Origin of the sequence: Actinoplanes sp. NPDC051343, assembly GCF_044455125.1 — a bacterium.
In the GTDB taxonomy this organism is placed as follows: domain Bacteria; phylum Actinomycetota; class Actinomycetes; order Mycobacteriales; family Micromonosporaceae; genus Actinoplanes.
The window spans coordinates 195,295-213,676 of sequence record NZ_JBITEL010000005.1; the positions used below are offsets into that span (position 1 = coordinate 195,295).

14 protein-coding genes are annotated in these 18,382 nt (G+C 70.4%); 5 read left to right on the top strand and 9 right to left on the bottom strand.

Annotation, left to right across the window (positions count from 1 at the left end; translation table 11 throughout):
* The first annotated feature begins 19 nt into the window (after positions 1–19).
* Positions 20–340: an NIPSNAP family protein gene (locus ACIA5C_RS18395; RefSeq protein ID WP_396056012.1), complete on the top strand. Its 321-nt coding sequence runs from the start codon at positions 20–22 to the stop codon at positions 338–340.
* Positions 341–385: 45 nt separating this feature from the next.
* On the opposite strand, the gene ACIA5C_RS18400 is transcribed toward ACIA5C_RS18395, so the two are convergent.
* From ACIA5C_RS18400 to ACIA5C_RS18440, 9 genes are all read right to left on the bottom strand, one after another.
* Positions 386–1,969, bottom strand: coding sequence for an aldehyde ferredoxin oxidoreductase N-terminal domain-containing protein (locus ACIA5C_RS18400; RefSeq protein ID WP_396056014.1), 1,584 nt, complete (start codon positions 1,967–1,969; stop codon positions 386–388).
* 71 nt (positions 1,970–2,040) lie between these two features.
* Positions 2,041–3,321: an enolase C-terminal domain-like protein gene (locus tag ACIA5C_RS18405; RefSeq protein WP_396056016.1), complete on the bottom strand. Its 1,281-nt coding sequence runs from the start codon at positions 3,319–3,321 to the stop codon at positions 2,041–2,043.
* The gene (locus ACIA5C_RS18410; protein WP_396056018.1) at positions 3,318–4,145 is read right to left on the bottom strand and encodes an amidohydrolase family protein; all 828 of its coding nucleotides are present in this window, start codon (positions 4,143–4,145) and stop codon (positions 3,318–3,320) included. The genes ACIA5C_RS18405 and ACIA5C_RS18410 overlap by 4 nt, the downstream gene beginning before the upstream one ends.
* Positions 4,142–5,101 (bottom strand): aldo/keto reductase, encoded by a 960-nt coding sequence (locus ACIA5C_RS18415; RefSeq protein ID WP_396056020.1) that lies wholly within the window; start codon positions 5,099–5,101, stop codon positions 4,142–4,144. The genes ACIA5C_RS18410 and ACIA5C_RS18415 overlap by 4 nt, the downstream gene beginning before the upstream one ends.
* An 88-nt stretch (positions 5,102–5,189) precedes the next feature.
* The gene (locus ACIA5C_RS18420; protein WP_396056656.1) at positions 5,190–6,698 is read right to left on the bottom strand and encodes a sugar ABC transporter ATP-binding protein; all 1,509 of its coding nucleotides are present in this window, start codon (positions 6,696–6,698) and stop codon (positions 5,190–5,192) included.
* A complete protein-coding gene (locus tag ACIA5C_RS18425) occupies positions 6,698–7,759 on the bottom strand; it encodes an ABC transporter permease (RefSeq protein ID WP_396056022.1) in 1,062 nt (353 codons plus the stop codon). The genes ACIA5C_RS18420 and ACIA5C_RS18425 overlap by 1 nt, the downstream gene beginning before the upstream one ends.
* Entirely contained in the window at positions 7,756–8,793 is a 1,038-nt protein-coding gene (locus ACIA5C_RS18430; protein ID WP_396056025.1) for an ABC transporter permease, read from the bottom strand. The genes ACIA5C_RS18425 and ACIA5C_RS18430 overlap by 4 nt, the downstream gene beginning before the upstream one ends.
* Positions 8,790–9,875 carry a mandelate racemase/muconate lactonizing enzyme family protein gene (locus tag ACIA5C_RS18435; protein WP_396056027.1) on the bottom strand — a complete coding sequence of 362 codons (1,086 nt, stop codon included), beginning with the start codon at positions 9,873–9,875 and terminating at the stop codon, positions 8,790–8,792. The genes ACIA5C_RS18430 and ACIA5C_RS18435 overlap by 4 nt, the downstream gene beginning before the upstream one ends.
* 8 nt (positions 9,876–9,883) lie before the next feature.
* Positions 9,884–10,927 carry a sugar ABC transporter substrate-binding protein gene (locus ACIA5C_RS18440; protein ID WP_396056029.1) on the bottom strand — a complete coding sequence of 348 codons (1,044 nt, stop codon included), beginning with the start codon at positions 10,925–10,927 and terminating at the stop codon, positions 9,884–9,886.
* Positions 10,928–11,031: 104 nt separating this feature from the next.
* Here ACIA5C_RS18440 and ACIA5C_RS18445 point away from each other — a divergent pair, with 104 nt between their 5' ends.
* From ACIA5C_RS18445 to ACIA5C_RS18460, 4 genes are all read left to right on the top strand, one after another.
* On the top strand, positions 11,032–11,691 hold the full coding sequence (locus ACIA5C_RS18445; RefSeq protein WP_396056031.1) for a GntR family transcriptional regulator: 660 nt from the start codon (positions 11,032–11,034) through the stop codon (positions 11,689–11,691).
* 76 nt (positions 11,692–11,767) lie between these two features.
* Entirely contained in the window at positions 11,768–13,978 is a 2,211-nt protein-coding gene (locus ACIA5C_RS18450; protein WP_396056658.1) for a glycoside hydrolase domain-containing protein, read from the top strand.
* Positions 13,975–15,261, top strand: coding sequence for a glycosyltransferase (locus ACIA5C_RS18455; protein WP_396056033.1), 1,287 nt, complete (start codon positions 13,975–13,977; stop codon positions 15,259–15,261). Before ACIA5C_RS18450 ends, ACIA5C_RS18455 begins: the two co-directional genes overlap by 4 nt.
* Positions 15,262–15,343: 82 nt before the next feature.
* Positions 15,344–18,274, top strand: a complete 2,931-nt coding sequence (locus ACIA5C_RS18460) for a beta-galactosidase (protein WP_396056035.1) — start codon at positions 15,344–15,346, stop codon at positions 18,272–18,274.
* Positions 18,275–18,382: the final 108 nt, after the last annotated feature.

An 18,382-nucleotide genomic window follows, 5' to 3' on the forward strand; every position in this document is an offset into this window, starting at 1 on the left:
TCACGCCTAGGCTCGGCGGATGATTACGTGCGTGGTCCGCTACACGATCGACCCGGCCCAGATCGAGGCGTTCGAGCGCTTCGCCGCCGAGTGGATCCGCCTGGTCAACGCCCGGGGCGGGCAGCATCACGGCTACTTCCTGCCGGGCGAGGGCGCCAGCGACGAGGCGCTGGCCCTGTTCAGCTTTCCGAGCCTGGCCGCCTACGAGGAATACCGGAAACTCTTCGGCGTCGACCCCGAGTTCGTCGCCGCCGACCGGATCCGCGACGAGAGCGGGTGCGTCCTCCGTTACGAGCGCACCTTCATGCGTCCGCTCCTGGCGCCGAGCCAACCCCGCTGAAGCACCGGCCGGCACGACCCCGACTATCCCGGAAGGATTCTCCGATCAGGGCGCAAGAAGCAGTTCCCGCAGAGCCGCAACGGCCGCACCGAACTCGGCCCGGTCGAGCACCGCCCCGGCATAACGGCCCTCCCGCACCGGTTCGTCGAAGAAGACATCGGGCAGCGTGTCAGCCTCCGGCCCGAACCCGAGCCGCCGATTGATCGCGAACTGCCACCGCAACCGTTCGGCCCCCAGCGCCAGCACATCCGGCCGACGCCCGGTCACGGCCTCGACCAGGTCCGAGACCTGGCTGAGCAGGAGCGGCCGGGTGGGCGTAGCCGCGAAAACACACACGCCCAGCGCGTCCAGGCCACTCCACAACCACATCAACCGCGCGGTTCCCTCCACATCGAGCACTCCGCGGGCCCGCGGCACCGCAACCCCGAGCCTCCGCATCTCGGGAAAGCTCGACGGCATCCCCTCCACCGGGTCGAAGTCGAGGTCGTGCTCGACCAGGTCGTAACGCGGCCCGATCGGCGAAACCGCATAGGCCAGGCCGAGATTGGGCTGCACCCGCGGATCGAACGGCGGGATCGCCACACCCTTGCTGGCCATCCGGGCCGGCGGCAGCCGCTCGACCCGATCCAGCCAGCCGCCCATCCCACCGGGCGGAAAAGGCTCCGGCCCGCCAGCCATCCCCGCCGACGACACAGACCCGACCCGATTCGGACCGCTTGCCATCCCGGCCCCGGCCAGCACCGCACCGAGCTCGACCGGGTCGAGGCCCAGCTGTTCACAGCGGGCGAGCAACGGCCACGGGTCATCTTTCCCGAGGTTCGGCCCGAGCATGGCCAGGGCTTCCTGGTGGAGGCCGGCTCCCGCGTACACCTTGATGCAGTCGGTGGGGCACCCGGGGCAGGCAGCAACGCTCGCGGCGCGGGCGATGGCGTCGGGTACGACGCCGAGCCCGCCGCCGCGGGTCGTGTCGCGAAAGCCGTTGACCGGCGCATATCCGGGTTCGCCGGCCCACACCCCGAATCCGGGCATCGACTTCTGCCACACGGTCAGCTGGTTGGCGGCCGCCTCGGCCGCGTAGGAAGCCGCTAGCCGGGAGACGGCCGCCGGCGAGACGACCGGAACCGGTGCGTCGCCGACGGCGACGATCGCCTTGACGTTCTTGGCCCCCAGAACGGCTCCGAGACCAAGTCGCGGCAGCGGGTGGTGACGGCAGGTGACGATTGACGCGTACGGAATTTGCCGCTCCCCAGCCGGCCCGATGACGGCGACCGCAGCTCCGGATCCGTATCGTGCAAGCAGTTGGTCCGTGGCCGGCCCGGTCTCGCTCCCCCACAGGTCGCCGGCCGGTTCGGTCCACGCCCGGCCTTCCGAGACGACAACACAGACCGGCGCAGACGCGCGTCCATAAAGGACAACTCCGGTGGCCCCGGCCGCTCGCAACCCGGCCGCGAACGGCCCCTCGGCCCGGGTCTCGGCCACCCCGCCGGACAACGGCGAGACCGCGATCGCCGCGCATCGCGCCGTACCGGGCGCACCCGAGCCCCCGACCAGCCCGGTCACCAGCGCAAACGGCAACGCCGCAGGATCAGCGGTGGATAACTCCTCGATCGCGGCCGCGAGATGCTGCAACGCAGCGATCGGCCCGTCAAACGAGGCCCCCGTCGGCAAAGGCACCGGGCCGCCGTCCAGAGCCAACCGGATCAGGCCCACGCCGGCCCGTCCGGGAAGGCGTACTCGGCCAGCGACGATGCCTTCATCTGCGCCGAGAACCCGGGTGCCTCCGGCGCCTGATAGCGCCCGTCCCGGATCACCACCGGGTCGACGAAATGTTCATGCAGATGGTCGACGTATTCGATCATGCGGTCGTCGAGCCGCCCGGACACCGCCGCATAGTCGAACAACGACAAATGCTGTACCAGCTCGCACAACCCGACCCCGCCGGCATGTGGGCACACCGGCTTGCCGAATTTGGCTGCCAGCAACAGAATCGCCAGGTTCTCGTTGACCCCGGCGACCCGGCACGCGTCGATCTGCACCACGTCGATCGCGTCGGCCTGCAGCATCTGCTTGAAGATGATCCGGTTCTGCACGTGTTCGCCGGTGGCCACCCGGATGCCCGCCGGCTGGAGCGCCCGCCGGATCGCCGCGTGCCCCAGGATGTCGTCGGGGCTGGTCGGTTCCTCGATCCAGTAGGGGCGGCCGGGCGCGAGCGCCGTCATCCATTCGATCGCGTCGCCGACGTCCCAGCGCTGGTTGGCGTCGACCGCGATCCGTACGTCGTCGCCGACCGCCGCCCGGGCGAGCCGCAACCGCCGCAGGTCGTCGTCGCGGTCCGCACCGACCTTCAGTTTGATCAGCGCGAACCCGTCGGCCACGGCCGCTTTGGACAGCCGCACCAGCTTCTCGTCCGAGTAACCCAGCCAGCCCGCCGATGTCGTGTAGGCCGGATATCCGGAGCGCGACAGGAAATCGATGCGGTCGGAGATGCCGGGACGGGCGGCAACGAGAAGGTCGAGCGCCTCCGACCGGGTCAGAGCGTCGCTCAAATACCGCCAGTCGATCATGTCAACGAGAGCGTCCGGAGCGAGCCCGGACAGAAACCGCCACACCGGCTGCCCGGCAACCCGCGCGGCCAGATCCCAGGCGGCGTTGATCAGGGCGGCGGCGGCCAGATGCATGACCCCTTTCTCCGGCCCGAGCCACCGGATCTGCGAGTCGTGGGTGAGCCGCCGCGCGAAGTCGCCCAGATCGGAGACGTCGCCCCCGATCACCAGCGGCGCCAGGGAGGAGATCGCTGCCCGCGCGACCTCGTTCCCCCGGCCGATCGTGAAGGTGAAGCCGTGCCCCTCGGAGCCGTCCGAGGCGCGCAGCACGACGTACGCCGCGGAGTAGTCCGGGTCCGGGTTCATCGCGTCGGAGCCGTCCAGCTCGCGCGAGGTGGGGAACCGGACGTCGTGCGTCTCGACCGCGACGATCCTCACATGATCTCCAGTTGATAGGTGCGAACAGCGGTGCCCGCGAACACGTCCGGATCCGGACCGCCCAACACGTCCGTGATGAGGTCTTTGACCTGCGAATAGGTGGACGCGAGCTCGACCACCGGCCAGTCCGATCCCCACATGAGTCGCCGAGGACTGAACAACGAGACCGCGGCCTGGACGTAGGGCGCGATGTCGGCCGGTTTCCACGACGTCCAGGAAGCCTCGGTGACCAGCCCGGACACCTTGGCGACGACGTTCGGCAGCGCCGCGAGCGACTCCATCACGGAAAGCCACGGGGCCATGTCCCCACTGGCGATCGGCGGCTTGCCCAGGTGGTCGAGCACGAACGTCGACGACGGCAGCGACTCGACCGCCCGGACCACCGACGGCAGCTGCGCAGCCCGCACCACCAGTTCGTTGACCAGGCCGGCCGCCGCGACCACGGCCAGCCCGTCCCGCACGTCGGGCCGGTCGAGGAACGTGTCGTCCTCACCCTGCACCTGGTCGCGGACGCCGACCAGCAGTTCCCCGCCGGCACCGGCCCGATGCCGGTCGAGATCAGAAGCCAGCGAGGGGGAGGTCAGCGAGGCCCAGCCGACGACTCCGGCGATCTCGGGCGCAGCGGAGGCAAGAGCGAGAAACGAGGTGGTCTCGGCGGAAGAACCGAGGCCGGCTTCGACCAGAACGGTGCGGTCCACCCCGGCCACGCTCATCTGGTTCCGCAAGTCGTTCAGCGTGTAGTCCCGCCGAACGGGAGTAAGTGACGGATCGGCCAGCCACGCATAGTCGGCCGTCCACAGATGCTGATGCGCGTCGATAATCATGAGAGCAACCCGGCTGAACGCAGATCGGACCAGAGCGCGGACGGAATCGATATCGAGGCCATCTCCACCGCGTCGGAGACCTCCTCCGGCGAGCGCGCCCCCACCAGCACGCACGCCACCGCCGGATGGGTGAGCGGGAACTGAATGGCCGCCGCCCGCAACGGCACACCGTGCGACGAGCAAACGGCCTGAACGGCCAGCGCGCGCTCGATCAGCGACGGCGAGGCCGGGCTGTAATCGTAGGTCGAATCCGGCCGCGGATCGGCGAGGATGCCCGAGTTGAAGACCCCGGCCGCGATCACCGAAACGCCGAGGGAAAGACACAGCGGCAACAGTTCGGCCCCCGCCGACTGGTCGAGCAACGTGTAGCGACCCGCCTCGAGCACGCAGTCGAGCATGCCGGTGCGCACGAATTCGACCGGCAGCCCGGTCTGGTTCATGCCGACCGACACGCCGCTGATGCGCCCCTGCTCCCGCAGGTCGACCAGCGCCGGCAGGGCCTCGGCGGCCGCCTGGGCAAAGAAGTCATCGGGGTCGTGCACATGCAGCAGGTCGGCCCGGTCCAGGCCGAGACGGGTCAGGCTTTCCGCGTACGACGTACGCACCCCGTCCGCCGAGAAGTCGAACACCGGCGTCACCTCGACCGGTTCGGCCCAGATCCGCTGCCGGTCCGCGCCGCCCGCCCGCAGCACCCGCCCGACCTTCGTCGACAGCACGAACGACTCGCGCGGCTTGTCGCGCAGCACCGCTCCGGCCCGGGTCTCGGAGAGCCCGTTGCCGTAGAGCGGCGCCACATCGAAATAGCGGATGCCCAGGTCCCAGGCCTTCTCGACGGTTGCCCGGGCCTGCGCCTCGCTGACCGGCGCGTAGAGCCCGCCGATCGGCGCCAGCCCGAGTCCGAGCCGGGTCACCCGCACATCTGTTTTTCCGATCGGAACCGTCTCGGTGACGTTCATGCCGCTGTGCCCTCCTCCGGAATGCCCTGCCGACCCTCGCCTTCGACCCCGCCGGCCGGTGCGGCGGGGTGCCGCTCGGTGCGGGCAGTCATGCGACGCTGTGCGTCTCGGCGTGGATCATGCGAATGATCTGCTGGCTCATCCGCGGGTAGTCGTGGTCGTTGACCAGTTCCCCGACAATCTCGAGTTCGCTGATCACGGCGATCCGGTCGGCCAGCGCGACCGTCTCGGGCAGGTCGGACGAGATCAGCAGCAGTGCCCGCCCGTCGGCCGCCAGCCCGGCGATCAGCTCGTGGAACGCCGCCTTGGTGCGCACGTCGATGCCGACCGTCGGCTCGTCGACGATCAGGATGTCGCACTCGGCGGCCAGCCACTTGGCCAGGCTGACCTTCTGCTGATTGCCGCCCGAGAGCTGGCCGGCCAGCTGGAGCGGCGAGGCGAGCCGAATGCCCAGGCTCTCCGACCAGCGGTCGGTCAGCCTGCGTTCCGACCGGTCGGTGACCAGCCCGGCCCTGGCCAGCCGGCGCCAGACGGTGACCGCGACGTTGCGCGAGATCGGCTGCTCCAGGAACAGCCCCTCGTCCTTGCGGTCCTCGGTGACGTAGCCGAGCCGGTAACGCCGCAGCGCCTCGCCCACGTTGCGGATCCGGGCCGGCCGCCCGTGGATCTCGACCGTCCCGCCGGTGATCCGTTCGAGGCCGAGGATCGACTTGGCGAGCTCGCTGCGCCCCGCTCCGACCAGCCCGTAGAGCCCGAGGATCTCCCCCGGGCGCACCTCGAGCGAGATGTCCCGGTGCCCCAGCGCGGTGGAAACCCCGGAAAGGCGAAGTGCGGGCACGGCTCGGGCGTCCACCTCACGGTCGGCGAGGGCCACCTTCTCGTACGCGCGTCCGACCATCAGATCGACGACCTTGCTCTGGGTGAATCCGGCCAGTGGCTGGGCCTCGGCCACGCTGCGGCCGTCCCGGAGCACGGTGACCGTGTCGGCGACCCCGAAGACCTCCTCCAGCTTGTGGCTGACCAGCACCACCGCGTGCCCGGAGCCGCGCAGCTTGCGGACCACCGCGTACAGCCGATCGGCCTCGTCGCCGGTCAGCGACGCGGTCGGCTCGTCGAGCAGCAGGATCTTGTTGTCCAGGCTGAGCGCCTTGGCGATCTCGACCAGTTGCCCCTGTGCGACCGACAGCTCGGACACCGGCCGGTCCGGGTCGAGGTCGACGTCGAGCAGGCCGAGGCAGCGCCGGGCCTCCTCGCGCAGACGCTTGCGGTCGACCACGCCGCGGCGGTGCGGCATGTGGTGGAGCGAGATGTTCTCGGCCACCGAGAACAGCGGGATGAGGTTGCGTTCCTGGTGCACCACGCCGATGCCGGCCGTCTGCGCGTCGGTCGGCCCGCCCAGGTGCAGTTCCTGGTCGTCGACCAGGATCCGGCCGCCGTCCGGCTGGTAGACCCCGGTGAGCAGCTTGACCAGCGTGCTCTTGCCGGCGCCGTTCTCGCCGAGCAGGGCGTGCACGCTCCCGGCCTCGACCCGCAGGGTGGCGCCGTCGAGCGCGCGCACCCCGGGGAACGTCTTGACCAGCTTCTCCGCGACCAGCATCACGACGACCCCCGCGTTGTGTCGGTTGTGTCCGAGTCATCGGCCTCCCGGGGCACAACGCCGCGAGCGAAGCGAGCCGGAAAGCCCAGTAACCGCTGCCGCACGGTGCCCAGCAGCACCGCGCCGAGGACGACCGCGCCGATGATCAGGTCGATCCAGCGCGGGTTGATGCCGAACTGCGCCTGCATGACGTCGACCAGACGCACCAGAAACGCCGCCAGCAGCGTGCCGGTCACACTCACCATGCCACCGGCCAGGGCCACCCCGCCGATGATCGGGGCAGCGAAGCTGGGCAGCAGCAGGTCGTCGCCGATGCTGGAGTTGACCGAGCCCGAGGCGGCCACCGTGAGCACCGCCGCGACTCCCGCCAGAAGGCCCGACAGGGCGTGGGCGATGACCAGCGAGCGATCGTTGGAGATGCCGGAGAGCCGGGCCGCGAACGGGCTGCCGCCGCTGGCCAGCAGCCGCCGCCCGGTGGTGGTCCGGCCGAAGAACCAGGCGACCAGTGCGGCCACGACCAGCGCGACCAGGAAGACGAGCGGCAGCCCGAGCACGCCGGCCCGGCCGAAGGCGCGCAGCCCGGACGAGTAGCCCTGGAAGGTGTCGGGGCCGTTCACCCCGTACCGCAGGCCCTGGATGATCGTCATCGTCGCGAGCGTGACGATGAAGCCGTTGATCCGGGTGACGACCACGAGCAGACCGTTGACCACGCCCGCGAGCAGCCCGACGGCGAGCGCCGCCAGCACCGCGAGCGGCGCCGGCAGCCCGGCCTCGATCATCAGAGCGGCGGCGACCATCGCGCAGAGGCCGGTCAGCGCGCCGACCGACAGGTTCATCTGGCCGACCGCGAGCACCACCATCTGGGACAGGCCGATCACGATCGGCACCGCCAGGAACCGGAAGAACGCACCCAGGGTGCCGGCCGAGAGCAGGTTGCCGCCGGTGGCGATGGCCAGGGCCACGAACCCGATCAGCGCGACGACGGCGAGGGAGAGCTCCGGCGTACGCCAGAAGCGGGGGCTCGCGAAGCGGGACCGCTCCGCCGTGCTGTCGATGCTCACAGCTTGGCTCCTCGTCTGGAGGCGATGACATGTCGCACCCGGTCCAGCGACAACGCGGCGAGCAGAACCAGTCCGATGTAGAGCTGGAGCTGGTCGAACTGGAACTGCAGCAGGTTGAGGCCCTTGTAGATGACCTGGGTGATGGTGGCGCCGAGCACCGTGCCGAGGACGCTCACCGCGCCGCCGGCCAGCAGCGTCCCGCCGAGCACCGGGGCCAGGAAGGACGGCAGCAGGAACTGGTCGCCCAGGCTGGCCGAGAAGGCGCCGTTGTTGGCCGCCAGCAGGAAACCGGCCAGGGCCGCGACCAGCCCGGAGAGGGCGTGCGCCTGGACGATCCGGTTTCTGGTCGGGATGCCCGAGAGCTCGGCCGCCCGGATGTTGGACCCGGTCATCAAGATCTCGCGGCCGAGCCGGGAGAACCGGAACAGCAGCCCGACCAGCAGCGCCGCCGCCAGCGCGAACGGCACGACGAGCGGGATCCGCGGCCCGCACACCTCGCCCATGCAGTAGTCGGCGAAGGTGTCGGAGCGCAGCGCGCCCATCCCGGCCGGCTGGTCGGGGAACGCGACGCCGTCGGTGACCGCGGTGTAGAGGATCGTGATGAGGCCGACCAGCGCGAAGTCCATGGCCAGGGTGACCACGAAGGAGTTCACGCCGGTACGCGAGATGATCAGCCCGGCCAGCGCGCCGAGCAGCGCGCCCACGATCAGGCCGGTCAGCAGGCTCGGCACCAGTCCGAAGCCGAGCTTGTCGTGCACCAGGCCCATGGCGAACGCGCTGGTCGCGGCCATCCGGCCGACCGCCAGGTTCATGTGCCCGAGGGAGAGAACCATCAGCTGGGCGAGGCCGACCACCAGGTAGACGCTGATGTCGGACTGCAGCGGCACCAGCGTGAGCCGGGTGTCGAGGAAGGCCGGCCGCATCGCGCTGAACAGCACGACCAGCACGATCAGCAGCACGACCAGGCCGATCCGTGGGTTGGCCCACAGCGGGATGCGGGCCGGTTTCCCCGTCTGGACAACGGCGTCGGTCATCGCACCCTCCGGTCGTCGATCGCGTCTAAGTCCCAGGCGATACCCAGGCCCGGTGAAAGCGGGGCGAGCGCGCACCCGTCCGCGACGGCGATCTCGTCGCGGGTGATCGCCCGCAGCTGCGGGATGTGTTCGAGGTAGCGGCTGTTGGGGACCGCGCAGCAGAGACTCACGTGCAGTTCCATCAGGAAGTGCGGGCAGACCGGCACGTTCGCCGCCTCGGCCAGGTGGGCCACCTTGAGCCAGGGGGTGATGCCGCCGATGCGGGCCACGTCGACCTGCACGATGCCGGCCGCGCCCCGCTGGAGATATTCGGCGAACTGGCCGATCGCGTACATCGACTCGCCGACCGCCACCGGGATCGTGGTGCCGGCCGCCAGCCTCTCGTGCCCGGCGACGTCCTCGGCCGGCAGTGGTTCCTCCAGCCAGTACGGGTCGTACGGCTCGAGCAGCCGGGCCCGGCGCAGCGCCTCGGCCGCGGTCAGCGACTGGTTGGCGTCGAGCATCACGTCGAAGTCGGGTCCGACCGCCTCCCGCACCGCGGCGACCCGGGAGGCGTCGTCGGCCGGTGACCGCCCGATCTTCATCTTGATGCCCGGCCAGCCCGCGGCCTGGCTCGCCTTCGCGCCGGCCACCAGCTCGTCGGTCGACAGCTGAAGCCAGCCGCCCTCGGTGTCGTAGAGCGGGATGCGGTCCTTGGCCCCGCCGGCGAGCATCCAGAGCGGCTCGCCGGCGTTCTTCGAGCGCCAGTCCCACAGCGCCGTGTCGACCGCGGCCAGCGCCAGCGAGGTGATGGCGCCGACCGTGGTCGCCTTCGTGGTCAGGAACAGCTCCCGCCAGATCGCCTCGACCCGGCGCGGGTCCTTCCCCGGCAGCAGGCCGAGCAGGCTGTCGCGCAGCAGCGACAGCACGGCCCCGCCGCCGGTGCCGATGGTGTAGCTGTAGCCGAGGCCGGAGCCGCCGTCGTCGGTGTGGATCTCGACGAAGACGGTCTCCTGCTTCACGAAGGTCTGCAGGGCGTCGGTGCGTACCGTTTCGACCGCGAGATCGACCAGGTACGCCTCGGCGTGGGTGATGACCGGCACTCGAACTCCTACTTGCAGACCAGGTACTGGCTGTCGAACGCCTTGCGCAGGTCGTCGGTCTTGGCCTGCCGCTCGGTGTCGTACGTCTCGACGTTGGCCTTGGTGACCACGAACGAGCCCGAGTCGATGACCACGCCCGGCTGCGAGATCGTGCAGCCGCCGGCCAGCTTCATCAGCGCGTACGAGCCGACCGTGGCCTGGCCGACCGGGTTCTGGGTGACCGTACCGGCGACCGCGCCGTCCTTGATCCCCTCGAGGATCGTCTTGTCGTCGTCGATCGCGATGACCTTGATCGGCAGCTTGGCCTGCTTGACGCCCTCGGCCGCCGCCACCGCCGGGTTGTACGCCGTGGTGACGATGCCGTTGATCTGCTTGCCCTTGGCCGCGAGCAGGTCGGCGACCGCCTTCTGCGCGCTCTGCAGGTCGGTGTCGATGTCGGTGACCGTCTGGATCACCTTGACCTTGCCGCCCGTCTCGTCGACCGCCTTCTGCACGCCGGCGATGCGGCGCTGGGTGTTGGAGTCGACCTTGTTGCCGGTCAGGTGGACCAGGGTGCCGGAGCCGCCGATCGCGTCGATCGCCGCCTTGGTCGCCTTGTAGGCCGCCTCGCCGACGTCGGTCGACAGGCAGAAGTCGGCCTTGTCGACGTCGCCGGCCGGGCAGGAGGCGAGCGAACCGACCGGGAAGCCCTGCCGTTTGAGGTCCTCGAAGGTGGAGTTGATGTTCTCCGGCGAGACGCCGAAGATGCCGAACGCGTTGTAACCCTGCGCGGCCAGCGACTTGATGACGTCGTTCTGCTTGGTCTGGTCCCAGGCCGACGTCTCGTTGAACGTGACGTCACCGAGCTTGAACTCGGTCTTGACCGTGGCCGCCGCCGTCTTCCACGGCTGGAAGTAAGGGTGCGCGCCGCCGGGGATCAGCGCGATCTTGACCTGGCCGGGACCGCGGGTGTTCGCCGCGGCTTCGTCGTTGTCGCTCTTCTTGGTGCAGCCGGCGACCAAAAGAAGCAGAGCGGTCGCCGCGGTGCCGAGGCGGGTGAGGGGCCGCTTCATGCGCGACTTCCTTTCGGGGAGAGCGATCCTATAGGATCTTTCCTGGATGTGTACTAGTTCACAGGTACGGTCGTCAAGACACCGAGACGAAAAGAGCTGGAAACATGTCGCTGCCCCCGCTGAAGCGCTCCACGCTGGGTGACGACGTCTACCAGTCGCTGCGGGCGGCGGTGCTCGAGCACACGCTGAGCCCCGGCGACCGGATGAACATCGACGCGCTCGCCCGCGAGCTCGAGGTCTCCCCCACCCCGGTCCGCGAGGCGCTGGCCCGGCTCGAGTCCGAGGGCCTGGTCCGCAAGCGTCCCCTGGCCGGCTACACGGTCAGCCCGCTGCTCAGCCGGGCCGAGTTCGCCGACATGTTCGATATGCGGCTGCTGCTGGAGTGCGCGGCCGCCCGGTGGGCCGCCGAGCGGGCCACCCCCGACCAGCGGGCCACGCTGGTGGCCGAGGCCGCCCGCACCGTCCCGCCGGGCGACGACCAGTCCTGGCACTCGGCGTTCACCACGCTCGACGCGCACCTGCACGGCCTGGTCGCCGAGGCCGCCGCCAGCCCGCTGCTGGTCGACAGCATCACCCGCCTGCACGCCCACCTCCACCTGCACCGGCGCTACTTCCCGTACGAGCAGACGGCCGTGACGACCAGCGAGCACCAGCGGATCGCCGCCGCGATCGACCGCAACGACCCCGACGAGGCCGAGGCGGCCATGCGCGCCCACCTCACCGAGGCCCGGGAACGACACCTGGCGACCTTCGAGAAGAGCTGAATTTCACCAGCTCGAAACCATTTCGAACCGGTGGGCTGAATACAGTCGCGCCATCCTCGACGATGTCGGACCCTCCATCGGGACCGCCGCCACCGACCTGCCCCGGGCGCGTGGTCTCGCCGCCACGTGGTGGTGGCCCAAGCCTCAGGTCGGCAACACCCACCCCGGCGCGACGTCGCCGCTCGGGATGGTCTCGGCCTGCGCCTACTCGGGCGCCTACCCGACCGGGTACGGCCGGTACGCCAAGAACACCGAAGGCGTGCCCGAGGAGATGTTCGACCGGCTGCAGGCGTCCGGCTTCACCCACTTCCAGCAGTCCGGCACCGGCGCGATCCGCAAGTACTACAACTACGTACGCGTCACCCCGATGGTCCAGCCGCTCGACGACCTCGGCGCGTCCTGGGCGCTGACCGACGAGCGGGCCGAGGCGGGCTACTACGCGGCCACCCTCGACACCGGGGTCCGCTGCGAGATCACGGTCGGGGCCAAGGTCGCCGTGCACCGCTACACGTTCCCCGAGCACCGCAGCGCCCGTGTGGTGATCGACCTGTCGTGCGGCGGCCTCGCGATCGACCTCGGCCGCACGGTCCCGCTGCGGGCCCAGATCGAGAGCACCGGGGCGGGCACCGCGCAGGGCACGGTGGTGATGGAGGGCGTACCCCTCTCGGTCCGCATGGAGGCCGACGCGCCCGGCTGGCGGCAGATGCTCTGGTACGACCGGCGCCTCATCCCGGGCGGCACCCGGCTCGACTTCGACAGCATCCGGCACACCACGCTCCGCCCGTTCGGCCTGCTCCTGATGGGCTCGGCCCGGGCGGGCCAGACCATCGAGGTGCGGCTCGGCTTCTCGCTGCGCGGCGCCGAGCAGGCCAAACGCAACCTCGAAGGGGAGTGCCAGCCCGACCAGCCGGCCTTCGAACGGGTGCGCGCCAACACCCGGGCCCGCTGGCGCGAGCATTTCGACAAGGTCCAGGTCGACGGCGGTACGCCGGCCCGCCGCAAGGTCTTCGCGACCGCGCTCTACCACTCCCTGATCAAGCCTTGCGTGACCGACGACGAGAGCCCGTTCTGGCCCGACAGCGGCCCCTACGCCTTCGACGTCTGCACGATGTGGGACATCTACAAGACCCAGCTGCCGCTGCTCGCCGCCATCGCCCCGGATCGGTTCCAGGACCTGCTCGAATCACTGATCCGGGTGTGCGAGGAGGAGGGGAACTTCCCGATCGGCTACCGGATGGCCCGCGGCGCCGACCGGTTCTTCCGGCAGGCCAGCGCGCTCGCCCACACCGCGCTGGCCGACGCGCACGCGTTGGGCCGGGCTCCGATCGACTGGAACTGGGCGCTCGTCCACATGGCCGGCGACCTGCGCCGGATGTACGGGGAGGACTTCTTCGAGCACGGCCTGGTGCACCCGGTGACCCACACCCTCGACCTGGCGTACGCCCACCACTGCACGGCCCAGGTCGCCCGCGCGATCGGCGACGGGCGCCTGGCCGACGACCTGGAACGCCGCGGCCGCTGGTGGATCAACGCGTTCGACCCGGCCACCGGGCTGCTGCGTGACTCCGAGTTCTACGAGGGCGGCAAGTGGAACTACTCGTTCCGCCTGGTGCACGACATGGCCGCCCGGATCGCGCTGGCCGGCGGCGACGACGCGTTCGTCGGCATGCTCGACCGCTTCTTCGGCTACGGCGCCGAGCCGGTGGTGCAACCCGGCCGCTGCCCCGATCCGGTGGAGATGGCGACCGGCTACGCGCTCAACCGGTTCGAGGGGCTCAACAACGAGCCGGACATGGAGGCGCCCTGGGCCTACCACTGGGCGGGGCGGCCGGACCGTACGGCCGAGGTCGTCCACTCGGCCCTGACCTGGCAGTTCGGCACCGGCCCGGGCGGCCTGGCGGGCAACGACGACTCGGGCGGCCTCAGCTCCTGGTACGTCTGGGCGTCTCTCGGCCTCTTCCCGGTGGCCGGGCAGAACCTCTTCCTGATCAACGCACCGGCCTTCGAACGGGCCGCGATCAACGTCGGCGACGCCGAGTTCGTCATCGAGACCAGCGGGCACCGGGAGACCCCGATCGGGGTCGACGGGATCGACCGCGAACCGCCCCCGCTCTACGTCCAGTCGGCCACCTTGGACGGCCGGCCCCTGCTCACCACCCACCTCCGCGCCACCGATCTGCATCGCGGGGGCCGGCTGCACCTGCGGCTCGGCCCCGAGCCCTCCGCCTGGGGACGGCAGACCCGCCCGCCGTCCCTCTCCCTCGACACCGCGAAGGACACCCGATGACTTTTCCCACCCGCCGTCTGGTGATCGCGGTCCGTGCCGACCCGGTGATCTGCGGTCACTCCGGCGAGGCCCGCAATCTGGCCGAGGTCGCCCTGACCCGCGGTTTCGACGACGTACGGCTGCTCACCTGGCCGATTCCTACGCTGCAGGCGGCCGGCCTGCCGCTGAAGCCGCTCGACCGGCTCCAGCCGTACAGCCCCGGCATCACCGTGGAGCGCCCCGCCCCGGTCGGCGACTACCGCGTACCGGACGGCCGTCACCTGGCCGGCCTCACCGGCCGCCTGGTCGAACTGCTCGCCGAGCCGGTACCCACGACCGTCCTCTCGATGTACCTGGTGCCGCACACCCAGATCGTCGTCGACGCGGTCACCGCGGCCCGCGCGGCCGGTTTCGCACCGCGGGTCCGCACGATCGCCAAGGCGGTCGGCTCCGACGTCACCAACGTGATCCGCAACTGCCTGCGCGAGGGCCGCTTCGGCGCCGCAACGGTCCTGCTGACCACGTTCCTCGCCAACGACGAGGTGGTCGCGGTCTCCGACTACACCCGCGACGAGATCGTCGCCTCGGCGGCCGAGGTCGACGCGGCCTGCGGCACCACCTTCGCCGACCAGTGCCGCCGCCGGGTCACGGTCAGCTACCCACCGATCGACGCGGCCGCCTTCGTCGGCCTCCACGAGAGCCACGTCGACGAGGTCCTGGCCCGCCGCGGGCTTCGCCGCGACGGCTATCTGTTGTTCCTCTCCCGGGTCACCCGGGCCAAGGGGATCCAAGACCTGATCGAGGCGTACGCCCAGTCGCGCGCGCGTGGCACGGTGAAGCTCGTCGTGGCCGGCACCGGCCCGTCCCTGACCGAAATGCAGGCCCTGGCCGCCGGCGACGACCGCGTCGTCTTCCTGACCGACGTGGACGACGACGAGAAGCCCCTGCTGATGCGAGGCTGTGCGGCCTACGCCCTCCCGACCCGCCCCGAGCCCGACTTCGTCGAGACCTTCGGCATCGCCCTGGCCGAGAAGATGCTGGCCGGCGGCGGCCCGGTGATCACCACCCGGACCGGCGGCACCGGCGAGGCGGTGGGCGACACGGCCCTCATCGTCGAGCCGGGCGACGTCGCCGGCCTGGCCGCCGCCCTCGACCACGCGGTGCTCACCCTCTCCGAGCCGGAACGCCGCCGGATGGCGATCCGCGCCCGCACCCGCGCCCTTACCTTCGACCGCACCGCCGTCTTCGACGCCCTCTTCCTCCACGACGACCTCCAGCGGCTGGTCGCCACCATTCCCTCCTAGCGGCGAGCGGCCGCTGTCCGGCCGCCGGATAGTCCGCGGCCGGAGATTGACGCCTCGCCTATTCAACCTCCACGATGTGTCGATGCGCTTCGATGGATGGGGACGACGCCTCCGGACGATCCTCGCGGCCCTCGCGACCGCGACGCTTCTCGGCACCAGCGCGGCGGCCACGGCCGGCGCGGCCCCGCCGGCTCCACGCCCTCTCCATCCACCCCGCACGGTCGGCTTCGATCAGTACTCGATGATCATCGGTGGGCAGCGCACCTTCATCTGGTCGGGCGAGATGCATGCCTACCGGCTGCCGAGCCCCACCCTCTGGCGGGACGTGCTGGAGAAGATGAAGGCGACCGGCCTCAACGCCGTCTCCTTCTACTTCGACTGGGGCTATCACTCGCCCGCGCCGGGCGTCTACGACTTCACCGGCGTGCGCGACATGGACCGGCTGCTCACGATCGCCGATCAGGTCGGGCTCTACGTGATCGCGCGTCCCGGGCCGTACATCAACGCCGAGACCGACGGCGGCGGGTTCCCGGCCTGGCTGACCACGCAGGCCGGCAAGGCCCGCTCGGACGCACCCGACTATCTGGCGGCGACCGATCAGTGGCAGTCGGCGATCGACGCGATCATCGCCCGGCATCAGGTCACCAACGGGACCGGGTCGGTGATCCTCTACCAGATCGAGAACGAGCTGGCGGCCACCGGCACCAGCCAGCGCAACTACCTGCAGCATCTCTACGACAAAGCGCACGCCGACGGCATCGGCGTGCCGATCTTCCACAACGACAAGGGCCGCAACGGCATCTGGGTGCCGGCGAACTCCGGCGTCGAGGGCACCGTCCCGGGCCCGACCGACCTGTACGCCTTCGACGGCTACCCGGGCGGCACCTGCCACACCGACGGCTCGGTCGGCGCGCCCAGCGCCGCCCCGGACTGGGGCATCCAGGGCGCCGGCGGGGCCAAGGGCGGCGCGACCGCCTCGCCGAACACTCCCGGCTTCGCGGCCGAGTTCGGCGGCGGCTGGTTCGACTACTGGGGCAGTGTCGGCACCTATCCGTGCACCGCCCAGCGCCAGGGCAGCGGCTACGAGCGGGTCTTCTACGGCACCAACATCGCCAACCGGCTCACCGTGCAGAACTTCTACATGACCTTCGGCGGCACCTCGTGGGGCTGGCTGCCGGCCCCGGTGGTCTACACGTCCTACGACTACGGCGCGGCGATCGACGAGGCGCGGCAGTTGCGGCCCAAGGCGGCCGCGCTCAAGAGCCTGGGCTACTTCGTGCAGAGCGTCGCCCCGCTGACCAAGGTCGACAAGGGTCCCGACGTGCTACCGAGCTCGACCGCGGTCAAGGTTGAGCACACCGTCAACCCGGACACCGACACCCACTTCTATTTCGCCGTGCACAACCCGTCGAGCGCGACCACCGACGACAGCTTCACGTTCCCGATCAGCACCGCCGACGGCTCCTACACGCTGCCCCTGCGCCTGAACGGCCAGGACGCCAAGACCCTGGTGGCCGACTACGACCTCGAGGGACAACACCTCGTCTATTCGACGTCGGAGATCGAAACCCACCTGCCGGGGGTTGCGCTCCTGCACGGACGTGACGGCGAGAGCGGGGAGACCGTTCTCCGGTACGCGTCGAAGCCCGCGGTCCAGGTGCTCAGCGGGTCGGCGACGAGCTCCTACGACCCGGCGACCGGCGATCTCAAGCTTTCCTATACGCATCACGGCCTGATCCGCGTACGCATCAACGCTCTGACGCTCCTGATCGCCGACGAGGGCACCGCGAACACGTTCTGGCGGGTGGACAGCGAGGCCGGCCCGGTGCTGGTGCGCGGCCCGGAACTGGTGCGCACCGCGCATGCCGCCGGTCCGCTGCTGGCGCTGACCGGCGACACCACGGCGCCGGCTGATCTCGAGGTGTGGGGGCCGCGGCAGTCGCTGCTGGTGACGTGGAACGGCGTACTCGTCCCGGCCCGCCCGACCACTTCCCGCAGCCTGACCGCCTGGCGGCAGTTGCCCGGCCCGGCACCGGTTCCGCTGCCCGATCTGAGCCGGGCGACCTGGAGGTACGCCCCGGAGTCGCCCGAGTCGCAGCCCGGCTTCGCCGACGTGTCCTGGCGGACCGCCGATCTGACGACCACCAACAGCACCACCAAGCCCCCGGCCGGCCAGGTCGTGCTGACCGCCGACGACTACGGCTTCCACCACGGGGATGTCTGGTATCGCGGGCACTTCGCCGGATCCGCCCCGCCGAGCGTCAGCTTCGACTTCGGCGGCGGTGGGGCGGGCCTGATTCAGGCTTGGCTCGACGGCAAGTACCTGGGCCAGTACGTCCTGCCGACCAACCTGGCCTCCCCGCCGACGCGCGGAACCGCCACCTTCGTGGTGCCACCGGGGATGCCGGACGGCGATCACGTGCTGTCGGTGATGGTGCGCAACGACTCGCACAACGAGGACGGCGGCGTGAACGACGCCCACAAGGAGGGCCGCGGCCTGATCGGTGTCACCGGCCTGTCCACCGCGGTCACCTGGAAGATCCAGGGTGGAGACTCGTCGGCCGACCGGGTGCGCGGCCCGCTCAACAACGGCGGCCTGTACGGCGAGCGCACCGGCTGGTACCTGCCGGGCTTCGACGATCGTGGGTGGACCACACGGCCGGTCCCCGACACCGACGCCCCGGCCGGCACGTCGTGGTACCGCACCACATTCGATCTGCGGGTGCCGCGCGGCGAGGACGCCTCGCTCGGTCTGACGATTGGCGGCGACTCGTCAAGTACGCAGCCGCGCGGCCATTACCGGGTCTTGATCTTCGTGAACGGCTGGAACATGGGTCAGTACATCGCCGATGTCGGACCGCAGCACACGTTCGTGCTCCCGACCGGAGTCCTCGATCCACACGGGCCCAACACGCTCGCACTGGCCGTGACCAGCGACGGTGGGCCCGTCAACGCGCTCGAGAGGGTCCAGTTGGCCAACCTCGCCACCGCCCGAGGTGGGGTCGGCACTTAACCCTCGGTATTGGTGCCGCAACGCCCCGCGACCGGGGCGTTGCGGCACTTCTTTAGGCACATACCGAGAAAGCTGACGTTGCGTAGGCACTTCCCATCGCTCGGTGCC